Annotated in this window: 11 protein-coding genes; 6 read left to right on the forward strand and 5 right to left on the reverse strand. The window is 64.7% G+C overall.

Annotated features, from left to right (window positions below; genetic code table 11):
• Nucleotides 1-3 precede the first annotated feature (3 nt).
• On the reverse strand, nucleotides 4-1,050 hold the full coding sequence (gene gmd, locus F2P44_RS14865; protein ID WP_167087660.1) for a GDP-mannose 4,6-dehydratase: 1,047 nt from the start codon (nucleotides 1,048-1,050) through the stop codon (nucleotides 4-6).
• 338 nt (nucleotides 1,051-1,388) lie between these two features.
• Nucleotides 1,389-3,701, reverse strand: a complete 2,313-nt coding sequence (locus F2P44_RS14870; protein WP_167087662.1) for an NADP-dependent malic enzyme — start codon at nucleotides 3,699-3,701, stop codon at nucleotides 1,389-1,391.
• Between the two features lie 320 nt (nucleotides 3,702-4,021).
• Here F2P44_RS14870 and F2P44_RS14875 point away from each other — a divergent pair, with 320 nt between their 5' ends.
• From F2P44_RS14875 to thiL, 3 genes are read left to right on the forward strand one after another with little or no spacing between them, the layout of a single operon-like run.
• A complete protein-coding gene (locus F2P44_RS14875) occupies nucleotides 4,022-4,582 on the forward strand; it encodes a hypothetical protein (protein ID WP_167087664.1) in 561 nt (186 codons plus the stop codon).
• Between the two features lie 36 nt (nucleotides 4,583-4,618).
• Complete coding sequence (locus tag F2P44_RS14880; protein WP_167087666.1) at nucleotides 4,619-5,230, forward strand: hypothetical protein; 612 nt, start codon at nucleotides 4,619-4,621, stop codon at nucleotides 5,228-5,230.
• Nucleotides 5,231-5,268: 38 nt separating this feature from the next.
• A complete protein-coding gene (gene thiL, locus F2P44_RS14885) occupies nucleotides 5,269-6,237 on the forward strand; it encodes a thiamine-phosphate kinase (RefSeq protein ID WP_167087759.1) in 969 nt (322 codons plus the stop codon).
• Between the two features lie 59 nt (nucleotides 6,238-6,296).
• On the opposite strand, the gene F2P44_RS14890 is transcribed toward thiL, so the two are convergent.
• Genes F2P44_RS14890 through F2P44_RS14900 form a run of 3 tightly spaced genes read right to left on the reverse strand, consistent with a single transcriptional unit; the run spans nucleotide 6,297 to nucleotide 11,487 of the window.
• The gene (locus tag F2P44_RS14890) at nucleotides 6,297-8,882 is read right to left on the reverse strand and encodes an EAL domain-containing protein (RefSeq protein WP_167087668.1); all 2,586 of its coding nucleotides are present in this window, start codon (nucleotides 8,880-8,882) and stop codon (nucleotides 6,297-6,299) included.
• The gene (locus F2P44_RS14895; protein WP_167087670.1) at nucleotides 8,879-10,906 is read right to left on the reverse strand and encodes a sensor histidine kinase, YfiR-like protein-associated; all 2,028 of its coding nucleotides are present in this window, start codon (nucleotides 10,904-10,906) and stop codon (nucleotides 8,879-8,881) included. The genes F2P44_RS14890 and F2P44_RS14895 overlap by 4 nt, the downstream gene beginning before the upstream one ends.
• On the reverse strand, nucleotides 10,903-11,487 hold the full coding sequence (locus F2P44_RS14900) for a TOL_0243 family YfiR-like periplasmic protein (RefSeq protein ID WP_167087672.1): 585 nt from the start codon (nucleotides 11,485-11,487) through the stop codon (nucleotides 10,903-10,905). The genes F2P44_RS14895 and F2P44_RS14900 overlap by 4 nt, the downstream gene beginning before the upstream one ends.
• 324 nt (nucleotides 11,488-11,811) lie before the next feature.
• Here F2P44_RS14900 and F2P44_RS14905 point away from each other — a divergent pair, with 324 nt between their 5' ends.
• The 3 genes from F2P44_RS14905 (at nucleotide 11,812) to F2P44_RS14915 (ending at nucleotide 13,655) form a co-directional block, all read left to right on the forward strand.
• Nucleotides 11,812-12,294, forward strand: coding sequence for a CinA family protein (locus F2P44_RS14905; RefSeq protein ID WP_167087674.1), 483 nt, complete (start codon nucleotides 11,812-11,814; stop codon nucleotides 12,292-12,294).
• Between the two features lie 101 nt (nucleotides 12,295-12,395).
• Nucleotides 12,396-13,124 (forward strand): nucleotide-binding protein, encoded by a 729-nt coding sequence (locus F2P44_RS14910; protein WP_167087676.1) that lies wholly within the window; start codon nucleotides 12,396-12,398, stop codon nucleotides 13,122-13,124.
• A 6-nt stretch (nucleotides 13,125-13,130) separates the two neighbouring features.
• On the forward strand, nucleotides 13,131-13,655 hold the full coding sequence (locus F2P44_RS14915; protein WP_167087678.1) for a hypothetical protein: 525 nt from the start codon (nucleotides 13,131-13,133) through the stop codon (nucleotides 13,653-13,655).
• Nucleotides 13,656-13,687 lie beyond the last annotated feature (32 nt).

Here is a 13,687-nt window from a genome sequence, read left to right on the forward strand (position 1 = left end):
ATATCAGAAGGAAAAACCTTGTTCGTTGCGGCGCATGTCGGCCTCGACCATCATCTGGCACAACTGCTCCAGCGTGGTCTTCGGCGCCCAGCCCAGCTCGCGCATGGCCTTGCCCGGATCACCGATCAGCAACTCGACTTCGGCCGGACGGTAGAACTTGGGACTGATGCGCACCAGCAGCTTGCCGGTACGGGCGCAATGGCCGGTCTCGGCTTCGCCCTTGCCCGTGAAGTCGATATCGATGCCGGCGCCCTTGAACGCCATGGTCACGAAGTCGCGCACGGTTTCGGTACGGTTGGTGGCCAGGATGAAGGTGTCAGGCTGTTCGGCCTGCAGGATGCGCCACATGCCTTCGACGTATTCCTTGGCATAACCCCAGTCGCGCTTGGCGTCGAGGTTGCCCAGTTCCAGCACGTCGAGCTTGTTGAGCACGATCTTGGCGACCGAATCGGTAATCTTGCGGGTGACGAATTCACGGCCGCGCAGGGGCGATTCGTGGTTGAACAAGATGCCGCTCGAACCGAAAATGCCATACGACTCGCGGTAATTGACCGTCATCCAGTGGGCGTACAGCTTGGCCACACCGTACGGGCTGCGCGGGTAGAACGGGGTATCTTCGACTTGCGGGATGGCCTGGACCTTGCCGAACATTTCGGAGGTCGATGCCTGGTAGAAGCGCGCTTTCGGGTTGACGATGCGAATCGCTTCGAGCAGGTGAACCGCGCCCAGGCCCGTGATGCTTGCGGTGGCGACCGGCTGCTCGAACGACACGCCGACGAAACTCTGGGCCGCGAGGTTGTACACCTCGTCCGGCTCGGCGGTCTGGATCAGGCGGATGCTGGACGAGAGGTCGGTCAGGTCGTATTCGACCAGGCGCAAATTCGGATGAGCCTGGATGCCCAGCTCTTCGATACGCCAGAAATTGACCGAACTCGTGCGACGATAGGTCCCCGTGACTTCGTAGCCTTTTTCAAGCAACAATTGCGCGAGGTAAGCGCCATCTTGCCCGGTGATCCCCGTAATCAGGGCTTTTTTTGTTGTTTTTTGCATATTCGTGATATTCGTGTGTAGTTGGAGAGCGGTAATCTGCACGTCCGACTCGCAGTTAACAACTCAGCATTGTAACAGAATCGATTTGATCATTCTTTACGCAAAAGAACCTCGTGCAATACAAACAACAACTGGCGCGCACATTATGCCCTGATTTACCGGAGGGACGGCGCCAGCTTACGCATTGTTACGCCTATCTTGAACTGTAATGAAATGTAGTAATACACGTTTTTCCTGGGCGAAATTACTACAAAGGGGAGGGCCAAAAAAAGGCCGGCATCCATGACGATGCCGGCCGTTTTTAGCGCGCGAAACAGGCGCGCCGTGTTACGCGCGGGTCAGCGTTCCGAGACCGCGTCGACCACGCACAAGGCCGTCATGTTGACGATGCGGCGCACCGTGGCTGATGGCGTCAGGATGTGCACCGGCTTGGCGCAGCCGAGCAGCACCGGGCCGATCGCGATGCCGTTGCCGGCCGCAGTCTTGAGCAGGTTGTAGGCGATGTTGGCGCTGTCGATATTCGGCATCACCAGCAGGTTGGCCTCGCCTTGCAGGGTCGAGTGCGGCATCAGCTGCTTGCGCAGCTTGGCGTCGAGCGCCACGTCGCCGTGCATCTCGCCATCGATTTCCAGCTGCGGCGCCTTTTGCTGCACCAGCGCCAGCGCCGCCCGCATCTTCTGGGCCGAGGCGCTGTTGGCCGAACCGAAGTTCGAGTGCGACAACAGGGCCGCGCGCGGAATCAGGCCGAAGCGGCTCATCTCGTCGGCCGCCATGATGGTGATCTCGGCCAGCTGCTCGGCGCTCGGGTTTTCGTTGACGTGGGTGTCGACGATGGCCATCTGGCGTTCCGGCAATATCAGGAAATTCATGGCCGCGTACACATTGGCGCCCTCGCGCTTGCCCAAGACCTGGTCGATATAGTGCAGGTGCAAATTGGTGGTGCCGAAAGTGCCGCAGATCATGCCGTCGGCGTCGCCCTTGTGGATCATCATCGCGCCGATCAGGCTGTGGCGGCGGCGCATTTCCAGCTTGGCGTATTCCTGGGTCACGCCTTTGCGCATGGTCATCGCGTAATAGGTCTGCCAGTAATCGCGGTAGCGGTCTTCGTGGTCCGGGTTGATCACGTCGAAATGCTCGCCCTGCTTCAAGCGCAGGCCGAACTTCTCGATGCGCTGCTCCAGCACGCTCGGACGGCCGACCAGGATCGGGCGCGCCAGTTTCTCGTCGACCACCACCTGCACCGCGCGCAGCACGCGCTCTTCTTCGCCTTCGGCGTAGACGATGCGCTTGAGTTCCGGCGGGGCCGCCTTGGCCACCGCGAACAGCGGCTTCATGAAGGTGCCGCTGCGGTACACGAATTGCTGCAGGCTGTCGGCGTAGGCTTCCAGGTTGGCGATCGGACGCGTCGCCACGCCCGACTCGAACGCCGCCTTGGCCACGGCCGGGGCGATGTGAATCAGGAGGCGCGGATCGAACGGCATCGGGATCAGGTATTCGGGGCCGAACGACAGGTTGCTGATGCCGTAGGTGGTGGCCACCACGTCCGACTGCTCGGCGTGGGCCAGGTCGGCAATCGCGTGCACGACTGCAATTTCCATCTCGCGCGTGATGGTGGTGGCGCCGCAATCGAGGGCGCCGCGGAAAATGTACGGGAAGCACAGCACATTGTTCACCTGGTTCGGATAATCCGAACGGCCGGTGGCGATGATGGCGTCGCCGCGCACGGCCTTGACGTCTTCCGGCAGGATTTCCGGGGTCGGATTGGCCAGCGCCAGAATGAGCGGATTGGCCGCCATTTCCTTGACCATATCCTGCTTGAGCACGCCGCCGGCGGACAAGCCCAGGAAAATGTCAGCGCCCGGCATCACTTCGGCCAGGGTGCGGTAAGGCGTGTCTTGCGCGAAGCGTGCCTTGTCCGGGTCCATCAGTTCGACGCGGCCCTTGTAGACCACGCCGGCCAGGTCGGTCACGTAAATATTTTCGATCGGGAAGCCGAGGTCGACGATGAGTTCCAGGCAGGCCAGCGCCGCCGCGCCCGCGCCCGACACCACCAGCTTGCACTCGCGGATATCCTTGCCGACCACCTTGACGCCGTTCAGGATGGCGGCGCCGACGATGATCGCGGTACCGTGCTGGTCATCGTGGAAGACCGGAATCTTCATGCGGTCGCGCAACTGGCGCTCGATATAGAAGCACTCGGGCGCCTTGATATCTTCCAGGTTGATGCCGCCAAAGGTCGGTTCCAGCGAAGCGATGATGTCGACCAGCTTGTCCGGGTCTTGCTCGTTGATCTCGATGTCGAACACATCGATGCCGGCGAACTTCTTGAACAGCACGCCCTTGCCTTCCATCACCGGCTTGGAAGCCAGCGGACCGATATTGCCCAGACCCAGCACCGCGGTGCCATTGGTGATGACGGCCACCAGATTGCCGCGCGCCGTGTATTTATAGGCGTTGCCCGGGTCCTTGACGATTTCTTCGCAGGGAGCCGCGACGCCGGGCGAGTACGCCAGGGCCAGGTCGCGCTGGTTGAGCAGCTGCTTGGTGGGCGTGACGCTGATTTTTCCGGGACGGGGGCACTCGTGATACTCGAGCGCGGCGAGGCGCAGTTGCTGGCGCAGTTCTTCCTTCTTCTCTGGTGACGAATCCATGCTGGTACGGCCTTCCTGTGTACTGTCGGGGACTGACGATTTTATCAGACGTGATCTTTCAACAAGCTACGTATTTTCACCAACGTCGGGTCAATTGCCCCAAAACACGAAAATTTCATCGCAACAGACAAAAAAGCGATCGCTCGCTCGGCGCTACAGCCCGGTACACATGGCCGACAGTTGATACAAATCCTAGACAGAAACGCAATAGACCCATGCGGGGAGCCAGCCAGACAATGCACGGGCATCGCGGCGCTGCGGGCGGGAGACCCGCTCCTGCGCGGCGCGAGCCTTCGCCAACCCTGTGAAAAGAGCGTCCCATGAACCCTATTCAACAATGCCTTCCCGCCGGCCTGATCGCCGCCACCCTGCTGACCGGATGCGGCGGTGGCGGCGGTGACGGCGGCAAACCCTTGCCCCCTCCCGCGCCGGACCCGGTCGCGCGCGTCGACGTGCTGCTCAATCACGAGCGCGGCATGAACGCCATCAGCATCGACGACAAGCATGCTTACATCGCGCTGACCAATACCGAAACCGAGGGCACCGCCGTCCTGGCCACCGCGCGCGGGGTCAGCACCAAGTCGGCCTGGCAAACGGTCGCCCTGGGCGAGTGCAAGCTGCCGGCCAGCGAGCAGGTCGCAGTGCGGCGCGCGGCCGACCTCAAGCAGGTGGACGGCAAGACCCTGCTGGTGCAGCCGGCCTGGGGCAGCGCCGACGAACACACGTTGTGCGAGCTGGACCAGGCCAAGATGACCTTCCTGCCCAAGGACAAGGATTTCCGCATCTGCTACGAGACCTACTGCGAGCGCATGCAGGTGGGCGACGTCAAGGCGGTCGGCAAGCGCTGGTTCGCCAACGGCGGCGCCGGCCAGAACGTGTAAATCTCGAACGACCAGGGCCTCACCTGGCGTCCGATCATGGGCACCATGGATAGCATGAGCTGCACCCACCAGGCGTTCGAGGTGGTGGGCGGGCTGTTGCTGACGGGCGGCGAATGCCCGCTCGACATGGCGTACGTGCGCGCCTACGCCATGAACGCCGACAATTCCGCTCTGGCTTCCAAGGTTCCGGTACCGATCAGCGTGCCGGAACTGGAAAACCGCAACGTGCATCTGATTACCACCCTGGGCAAGAGCGAGCGCGTCTTCATCGGCGTCGAAGGCGGCTTGCTGCGCAGCGACGACAGCGGCAAGAGCTACAAGTTCGTGCTCAAGCAACCGCTCAGTGGCGGCACCGGCAACTATCCCTACATCACCCGCTTGCTCTCACCCGCCGGCAAACCCAATGTGATCGTGGCGGCCGGTTTCGACAAGGCCAAGGGCTTTCCCTACCTGGCATGGTCGGCCGACAACGGCGACAAATGGACCGACCTGTCGCCCCTGCTGCCGGGCTACAAGCGCACCACTGCGGACGCCACCAGCGAAGTCACCTCGATTGCCGAAGATGCGCAGGGACGCATCCTGGTGACGGTCAACGAAGAGTTCAAGAAAAAAGGCCGCCTGGTGGAGGTCACGCTGGGCCGCCTGTAAGCTGCCGATGCGGAGCTGGCATGGCTGTACAATCGCGCATGCTCTCCGAATTCGACCTCATCAAGCAGTACTTTAAGCGGCCCCGGCCAGGGCGGGCGGCGCTCGGCATCGGCGACGATTGCGCGCTGCTCGCGCCCTCGCCCGGCATGCAGATGGCTATTTCATCCGACATGCTGGTCGAGGACCGCCATTTCTTCGCCGGCGCCGATGCGCGCATGCTGGGCCACAAGTGCCTGGCGGTGAACCTGTCCGACCTGGCGGCGATGGGCGCCAGGCCGGTCGCCTTCACCCTGGCGCTGGCGCTGCCGGCGGCCAATCGCGACTGGCTGGCCGGGTTTGCGGCTGGCCTGTTCGCGCTGGCCGACCAGCATGGCTGTGAGCTGATCGGCGGCGACACCACCAAAGGCCCGCTCAACATCTGCATCACCATTTTCGGCGAACTGGCGCCCGGCCACGCGCTGCGGCGCGACGCCGCCATCGCCGGCGACGACCTCTGGATTTCCGGCACGCTGGGCGACGCCCGCCTGGCGCTGGCCGGCTACCGCAAGGAATATCCGCTGGACGCTGCCGCGCTGCTGGCGGCAGGCGCCCGCATGCACACGCCCAGCCCGCGCGTGGCGCTCGGCATGGCGCTGGCCGATGCCAGGCTGGCCCACGCCGCCATCGATATCTCGGACGGGCTGGTGGGCGACCTCGGTCACATCCTGGCCGCCTCCAAGGTGGGCGCCACGCTCGATGTCGATGCGCTGCCCGCCGGACCGGTACTGGCCGCGCAGCCGCAGGCACTACGGCGGAGCTTCTGCGCGGCCGGCGGCGACGATTACGAGTTGTGCTTCACCGCCCCGCGTTCACGGCGCGACGCCATCGTGGCGGCCGCTCATGCAAGTGGCACTGCGGTGACGCGCGTGGGGACCATCGATGCCGCACCGGGCCTGCGCCTGGTCGACGGCGCCGGGCACGCGCTCGACCTGCAGCTGGCCGCTTTCGACCACTTCGCCAGCGCTTGATTTTTTCCGATAAATCTAGCTCCGGTTTTTAAGTCTCGGGGGCGGGCGCCCAACCGCCCCTACTCCGCCTCCACCTGCCCGGCTTCGACAAAGTGCGCATTGTGCGGATCGTCCTTGGGACCATTCATCAGCCAGTAATGATGAAACGCCAGCCGCACGTTATCGCGCAGCTGCGTCTCGTCCCACGGCTTGGTGTAGAAGCGGTAAATCGCGCCACGGTTGATCGAGTCGAGCACCGCTTCGAGCCCCGTGTAGCCCGACAAGATAATCCGTATCGTATCCGGATACAGCTCCTTGACCTTGCTCAGGAACTCGGTACCGCTCATGCCCGGCATGCGCTGGTCGCACACGATCACCTGCACCGTGTGCAGCGCCAGCAGCTCGAAGCCTTCGCCCGGCGACACCGCCGTCAGGATCCGGTAGTTATCGCGCTTGAACAGCCGGTGCAGCGACGACAGCACGTTGACGTCGTCGTCCACGATCAGCAAGGTCTGGCGGTGGTTGTCGGGCGACTCCGGCTCGGACGGCTGCGCCAGATTGGCCAGCACCATCTCGCCGAACTCCGCGGCCGGCAGCGGGCGGCTGAAATGGAAACCCTGCACTTCGTCGCAGCGGTGGCGCCGCAGGTAGGCCATCTGCGCCGGCGTCTCGACCCCTTCCGCGATTACCTGCATGTGCAGCGAATGGGCCATGCCGATGATGGCCAGGGCGATGGCCGCGTCGTCCGGATTGACCGTCACGTCGCGCACGAAGGCGATGTCGATCTTGAGCTTGTCGATCGGGAAGCGCTTCAGGTACGCCAGGCTCGAATAGCCGGTGCCGAAATCGTCGATCGCAATCGTGATGCCAAGCTGCTTCAGATTGCCCAGCACCGCTATGGTGTGCTCGGCGTTGGACATCAGCGCGCTTTCGGTCAGTTCCAGTTCCAGCAGCGAGGCATCGATCCCGTGCCGGCCGACCGCCGCGCGGATTTCGCCTTCCAGGTCGCCCTCGACAAACTGGCGGCTCGATACATTGACGGCCACCCGCACGTCGCCCACCTCGCTGGCCGACCACAGCGCAATCTGGCGGCAGGCTTCGTCGATCACCCACCCGCCGACCCGCACGATCAAGCCGGTTTCCTCCATCACCGGCACGAATTCGGCCGGAAACACCAGGCCGTAGCCGGGCCGGTTCCAGCGCAGCAGCGCTTCGGCGCCGCTGATGCGGCCCGTGCGCAGATTCACCTTGGGCTGGAAGTACAGCAGGAATTCGCCATGCTCCAGCGCGTGCCGCAGCGCCAGTTCGAGGTCGAGCCGCTCCAGCACCTGCACGTTCATGCCGGCGGTGAAAAAGCGGTAGCCGTCGCGCCCCGCTTCCTTGGCGCGGCCCATGGCCGTGTCGGCGTACTTGATCAGCGTTTCGGGGTCAAGCGCGTCGTCCGGATACATGGCGATGCCGATGCTGGCCGTCAGGCCGGCCTGCTTGCCCTGCAGGTCGAACGGCGCGCGCAGCGTATCGCGCACTTCGTTGGCGACGTTGACGGCGTCCTGCTGGTTGCGCGTCATGGTCAGGATGAGGGCGAATTCATCGCCGCCCAGGCGCCCGACCGTGTCGCGGATGCGCACGCACTGCACCAGGCGCGTGCTGAACTGGCGCAGCAGTTCGTCGCCCAGGGCCGAGCCGAGCGAATCGTTGACGGTCTTGAAGCGGTCGAGCGCGATGAACAGCACCACGATGCGCCACTGCTTGTCCTGGGCCAGCTCGATCGCTTCGCGCAAGGTCTGGTAGAACAGGGTGCGGTTGGGCAGGCCGGTCAGGCTGTCGTAGCTGGCCAGGTGCGCCAGGCGCTGGCGCGCGGCCAGGCGCTCGCTGATATCGCGCGCCACCGCGATCAGCATGCGCGTGCCGCCCACGGCCTGGGTTTGCCAGTAGATTTCCACCGCCACTTCGCGCAGGTCGGCGCGCGTCAGGTGGTCTTCGACCAGGTCGGGGTAGCGCGCGGCGTCGCGCTCCGGGTCGGCCTGGCGCGCCAGCTGGCCGGGGCCGGCCAGGCCGAACACCGTCGGGTCGAGCCGCAGCAGCTCGTCGCGCTGGTAGCCGAGCATGCGGCAGGCGCCGTCGTTGACGTCGACCACGCGCATGCTGCCGGTGTCGATCAGGAAGATGGCGTCGTCGGTGGCGTCCATGGCGCTGCGAAAGCGCTGCAGTTCAGCGGTGCGCTCGCGCACCGTCTGTTCGAGCAGGGTGCCGTAGCTCTTCGATTCGCGGTGCAGCAGGCGCACTTCGAGCATGTTGCGGATGCGGGTGAGCACTTCGACCGGGTCGAACGGCTTGCCGACGAAGTCGCGCGCGCCGGCGTCGAGCGCGGCCAGCTTTTTGTCCGGTTCGGCCGTCACCACCAGCACCGGCAGGTAGGCTTCGGTTTCCATGGGCGCCAGCGCCTCCATCACCTGGAAGCCATTCATGCCCGGCATGTGCAGGTCGAGGATGATCAGGTCGTAACGGTGCTTGAGGTGCATCGCGGCCACCCCGCGCGGGTCGGTGGTGCTGCTGACGTTGGTGTAGCCGGTGGTCGTGAGCAGGTATTCGAGCAGCTGGACGTTGACCAGCTGGTCGTCGACGACCAGGATGGCGGCGTTATGGATGTCATCAAGCGATATCATGGATTCCGCGCTTTCTGCGCAAGCTGCCGCGTGTCGGCGAATGCGAGGGTGCTGTCGATCGCCTCGTTGAATTCGTCGATATTGATCGGTTTGGTGAGGTAACGGAAAAAGCCGCTGGCCAGTCCGCGCTCGATATCGCGCGGCATGGCGTTGGCGGTCAGCGCGATGACCGGAATGTGCGCCGTGCGCGGATCGCTGCGCAATTCCTTGAGCGCGTCCGCCCCGCTCACGCATGGCAGGTTGAGGTCCATCAAGATCACGTCCGGCAGGTGCGCCTTGGCCAGTTCGATGCCGATGTGGCCATCGGGCGCGGTCAAGAGGTGCAGGTCGGGCCGGAAGCGCACGATCTCCTGCACCAGTTTCAGGTTGGCCGGGTTGTCTTCGACGTACAGCAGGCTGTGGTCGGCCAGCGGCGCGGGCGCCGCCTTGTGTTCCAGCGTCAGCACGGTCGCCTCGCCAACGGCCGAGGGCACCGGCTGGGTCAGGCCCAGTTCGATCCAGAACACGGTGCCCACGCCGACGCTGCTCGAGACGCCGATTTCGCCGCCCATCAGCTCCACCAGGCGGCGCGTGACGACCAGGCCGATGCCAGTGCCTTCCTCGCTGCCGTTCTCCTGGCCCAGGCGGTTAAACGGCTGGAACAGCGACGCGATCTGATCCGGACGCAGGCCCATGCCGGTATCCTGCACCGACAGGCGCACGCGGTTGGCGGTGACCACGCTGCAGTCGCACACCACCGCGCCCATCTCGCGGTTGTACTTGATGGCGTTCGAGAGCAAATTCAAGAGCACCTGTTTCAGGCGCGTGCGGTCGGCCTGCACCACGGCGTCCGGGGCGTCCGGGAACAGCATGCGGATCTTGCGCTGCTGCGCCAGCGGTTCGGTCATGTTGCGGCACTCGACCAGCATGTCGGCCAGCGCCACCGGTTCCATCGACAGCGTCACGGTGCCCGATTCGACCTTGGCCAGGTCGAGGATTTCGTTGATCAGGGTGAGCAGATGGCGCCCCGACTTGAGAATGTGGCCGGCAAACTCCTTCTTTTGCGCCAGCGTCGACGGCAGCGATTCGGACGTGAGGATCTGGGCGAAGCCGAGAATCGCGTTGAGCGGCGTGCGCAGCTCGTGGCTCATCGACGACAGGAAGGCCGACTTGGCCTGGTTGGCGTTCTTGGCCGCAGCCATGGCCACTTCCAGTTCGGCATTGGTCAGTTCGAGCTGCATGGTGCGTTCGTGCACGCGCACTTCAAGCTGCTCGTTGAGGTCCATGATTTCCTGCTGCGCGCGCGCGCGTTCCTCGGCTTCGCGCGCAATCGCATGGTGCGACGTTTCGAGCGCGCCGGTGCGCTGCTCGATTTCGCCGAGCATGGCATTGAACGAGTCGACCAGTTCGCCCGCCTCGTCGTCGCTGATGCGCGGGGCGCGGCGCGAGTAGTCGCGCGTGCTGACCACTTCGCGCGCGGTTTCGGTGAGCGCGACGATCGGCGCGGTGACGATGCGCCCGAGCCGGCGCGTCATCAGCCAGGCGATCAGCATCGCCAGCGCGATCACGCCGGCGGCGATGCTCAGGTAGTCGACCGCGCGCGCGACCAGGGTGTATTCGGCGCGCAGGTACACGGTACCGAGCAGTTCGCCGTTTTCGACCACCCGGCGGTACAGCAGCAGGTCGTCGCCGCTCACGCGCAGGTCGTCGGTCTGGGGGCTGACCGGGAACGCCGCGCGCTCGCCCGGCGCGCGGTAGGAAGCGAACAGGATGCCCTTGGCGTCGTAGATGGCGCCGGCCCGCACCGACGGGCGGATGCGCAGCAGCGCCAGGTTTTCGCTGGCTAGGCGGGCATCGTCGAAGGTGAGCGCGGCCGAGGTCATGTGGCCGAGCAGTTCGGCCTGGGTCGCCATGTCGCCCAGCAGGGCCTTGTGGTAGTTGCGCAGGTCGTAGGCGATCACGGTGCCGATCGATACCAGCAGCGCCGCCAGGGTGGTGAGCATCACCACCGTGACCAGTTTCTGGCGGATCGAGCGAACGATCATGTGGCCCCCTGCACGCGGTTGGCGGCGGCCAGCATGCGCGCGCTGATGCGCAGCCGGCTCGACGTGACCTGGCCGAGGGCGACGTCGAAGCGCAGCCGGTCCTGGGCTACCACGAAGGCGATCATGCACCCCAAAGCGATGCCGTCGTCGGCGTCCGACACGGTAAGCACCGACTGGCCGCGCGCGGCCGCCAGCATGTCGATCACGGTGGCGCGCTCGCCGGCGCCGACAAACAGGATGTGCAGGCCTTGCAGGGCGTCGCCGCGGCGCAGTTTGCGCACCGAAATGGCGTGCCCGCCGACGGTGCGCCCGGCCACCATTTGTTCGAGCTGGTCGGCCAGGCCATCGTTGCCGGCCACGCCGATCTGGAGCGGGCTGTCGGGGCGCGCGAAGCTGCCTTCGGGCCACTCGACGAAGCCGGCGAATTTGAACAGGTAAGCCGCCTTGACCTGGTTTTCGACGCTGGGCTGGGCCTGGGCAGCGCCGCTCCAGGCGAACAGCGCCAGTAGCGCCAATAGCGCCGGCAGCGCCAGCCAGCGTCCCGCACGCCTGCGCAATGCGAACCGGCTCAGGCCCGCCATGGCGGTTCGGCAAGCAAAAGAATCGGGGACATGGGACTCCAATCCGAATCAGACAGAAAAGCAAACTCAGCGCTAAAGCCCAGCTTATCAGAGCAACAGGCTGGCGGCGCACGGCACAAACCTGGGCGGCGCACGACGTTTTCCCCGGAACCACTCTACGCTGTTTTACTTCGCTTGGATATCCCTTTTGAAACATTGCAACAGGGTGGGCGGACAGTGTTGCAGAGCGCATGGTAAAGTAGAATCGCAGGGCCGCGCCGTCATGCGCGCGCCCTCCCCAGATCTGTTTTCCGATCCCCGATTACCGTCCAAAAGGAGCAACACGTGACGAACGACATTCTCGATCTTTCCGCCAAAGTCGGCCGCGCGCTGCAAGCGAAAGGCTTGCTGCTGGTGACCGCCGAATCGTGCACCGGCGGCGGGGTAGCGCAGGCGGTCACCGAGGTGGCCGGCTCGACCGGCTGGTTCGATTGCGGCTTCATCACCTATTCGAATGCCTCGAAAACCGAATTGCTGGACGTGTCGGCGGCGCTGATGGCGCAGCTGGGCTCGGTCAGCGAAGAAGTGGCGGCCGCCATGGCCAGCGGTGCGTTGGCAAACAGCAACGCGCACGTGGCCCTGTCGACCACCGGCATCGCCGGCCCCAGCGGCGCGGTGCCGGGCAAGCCGGTCGGCACGGTCTGCTTCGGCTGGGCCAGGGGCGACGCGGTCCAGACCGAACGCCTGGTGTTCGCGGGCGACCGCCACGCCGTGCGCGAGCAGACCGTGGTGCACGCGCTGCAAGGGTTGCTGCGCATCATCGAATAGACGCGCGATGGCGGATTGGCGCCGTCGCCTGTTCTCCCCCTGCGTTGACACCTGCCGGGCCGGCACGCGCACTGGCGCCGGTCATTTTCTGGAGCAATTCGATGCACAATACGGTTCATTTCATCCTGCAGGGCAAGGGCGGCATCGGCAAGACCCTGGTCTCGACCATCCTGGCGCAATGGCTGGCAGGCAAGGACGAGCGCCCGCTGCGCTGCTACGACACCGACCAGGAAAACGCCACCTTTTCGCGCTACAAGGCGATGGACGTGAAACACGTGCCGGTCATGACCGATGCGCGCAACATCGACCCCAAGCGCTTCGATGCGCTGATGATCGACTTGCTGGAAGAAGAAGGCAACTGCGTGATCGACAATGGCGCGAATACCTTTTCGCCGCTGATGGGTTACCTGCTGGAAAATGATTGCTTCGATCTGCTCAAGGAATCGGGGCGCAAGGTGTACATCCACACCATCGTCGGCGGCGGCGACACCCTGCACGACACGGCCATGGGGTTCGTCTCGACCGCCAAGTCGACCAGCGTGCCGCTGGTGCTGTGGGAAAACGAACACTTCGGCCCGCTGCAATCGGCCACCGGCAAGGTGTTTACCGAGTCGCAGACCTATGCCGACAACGCCGCGCGCGTGTGCGGGCGGGTGGTGCTGTCGCAGCGCAATGCCGACACCTTCGGCGCCGACATCAAGAAGATGAACATCGCGCGCCTGACCGCCAATGAAGTGCGCGAAAGCGACAAATTCAACGTCATGGAAAAGCAGCGCATCAAGGTGGTGTTCCGCGACCTGTTCGAGCAACTCGACAACGTCCAGTGGTAAGCCGGCATGGACCAGCAAAAACTGCGCACCCTCGTCTTTGAGAAAACCGGCGTGCGGATCGATATCGACGATCCGATTTTCGCGCTGGTGGCGCTGAACGAGGCGGTGCTGGCCGAAGCGGTCGAGCGCCACGTGGAGCTGCTCGACGACGCCACCGCCGACCTGGCCGACCAGGTCCAGGCGCTGCAAGAGAGCGGCAGCCTGTGCCACTTCAGCAAGGCCGCGGGCGAGCGCCCGGCACCGGCGGCACTGGTCGCGGCGCCGCCGGCGGCCATCCACGCCCAGCCGCTGCGGGAAAAACGCATCATCGCGATTGCCGGCGGCGCGGCGCTGCTGTGCGCCTTCGTGGTGCTGGCCGGCCAGGCACTGTTGTTGCGCCCGGCGCCCGCCCCGGCTGCGGCGGTGGTGGCGAACGAATTGACGCCCGCGCAAAGCGCCGCCCTGCGCGAGGGTGAAAAGCTGGCCGCCATCGTCGCCAAACTGGACCCAAAAACGCGCGCCGTCATCGCCGCCGAGATGCAAAAACCCTGAAATTGCGGCGAGGAACATGCCTCGCGGCAAAA

Source organism: Massilia frigida, from assembly GCF_011682175.1.
Taxonomy (GTDB): domain Bacteria; phylum Pseudomonadota; class Gammaproteobacteria; order Burkholderiales; family Burkholderiaceae_D; genus Telluria_A; species Telluria_A frigida.

Excerpts from the sequence above, each read along its gene's own strand:
- gmd (WP_167087660.1), bottom strand. The coding sequence starts at position 1,050 with ATGCAAAAAACAACAAAAAAAGCCCTGATTACGGGGATCACCGGGCAA.
- F2P44_RS14870 (WP_167087662.1), bottom strand. The coding sequence starts at position 3,701 with ATGGATTCGTCACCAGAGAAGAAGGAAGAACTGCGCCAGCAACTGCGC.
- F2P44_RS14875 (WP_167087664.1), top strand. The coding sequence starts at position 4,022 with ATGAACCCTATTCAACAATGCCTTCCCGCCGGCCTGATCGCCGCCACC.
- F2P44_RS14880 (WP_167087666.1), top strand. The coding sequence starts at position 4,619 with ATGGGCACCATGGATAGCATGAGCTGCACCCACCAGGCGTTCGAGGTG.
- thiL (WP_167087759.1), top strand. The coding sequence starts at position 5,269 with ATGCTCTCCGAATTCGACCTCATCAAGCAGTACTTTAAGCGGCCCCGG.
- F2P44_RS14890 (WP_167087668.1), bottom strand. The coding sequence starts at position 8,882 with ATGATATCGCTTGATGACATCCATAACGCCGCCATCCTGGTCGTCGAC.
- F2P44_RS14895 (WP_167087670.1), bottom strand. The coding sequence starts at position 10,906 with ATGATCGTTCGCTCGATCCGCCAGAAACTGGTCACGGTGGTGATGCTC.
- F2P44_RS14900 (WP_167087672.1), bottom strand. The coding sequence starts at position 11,487 with ATGGCGGGCCTGAGCCGGTTCGCATTGCGCAGGCGTGCGGGACGCTGG.
- F2P44_RS14910 (WP_167087676.1), top strand. The coding sequence starts at position 12,396 with ATGCACAATACGGTTCATTTCATCCTGCAGGGCAAGGGCGGCATCGGC.
- F2P44_RS14915 (WP_167087678.1), top strand. The coding sequence starts at position 13,131 with ATGGACCAGCAAAAACTGCGCACCCTCGTCTTTGAGAAAACCGGCGTG.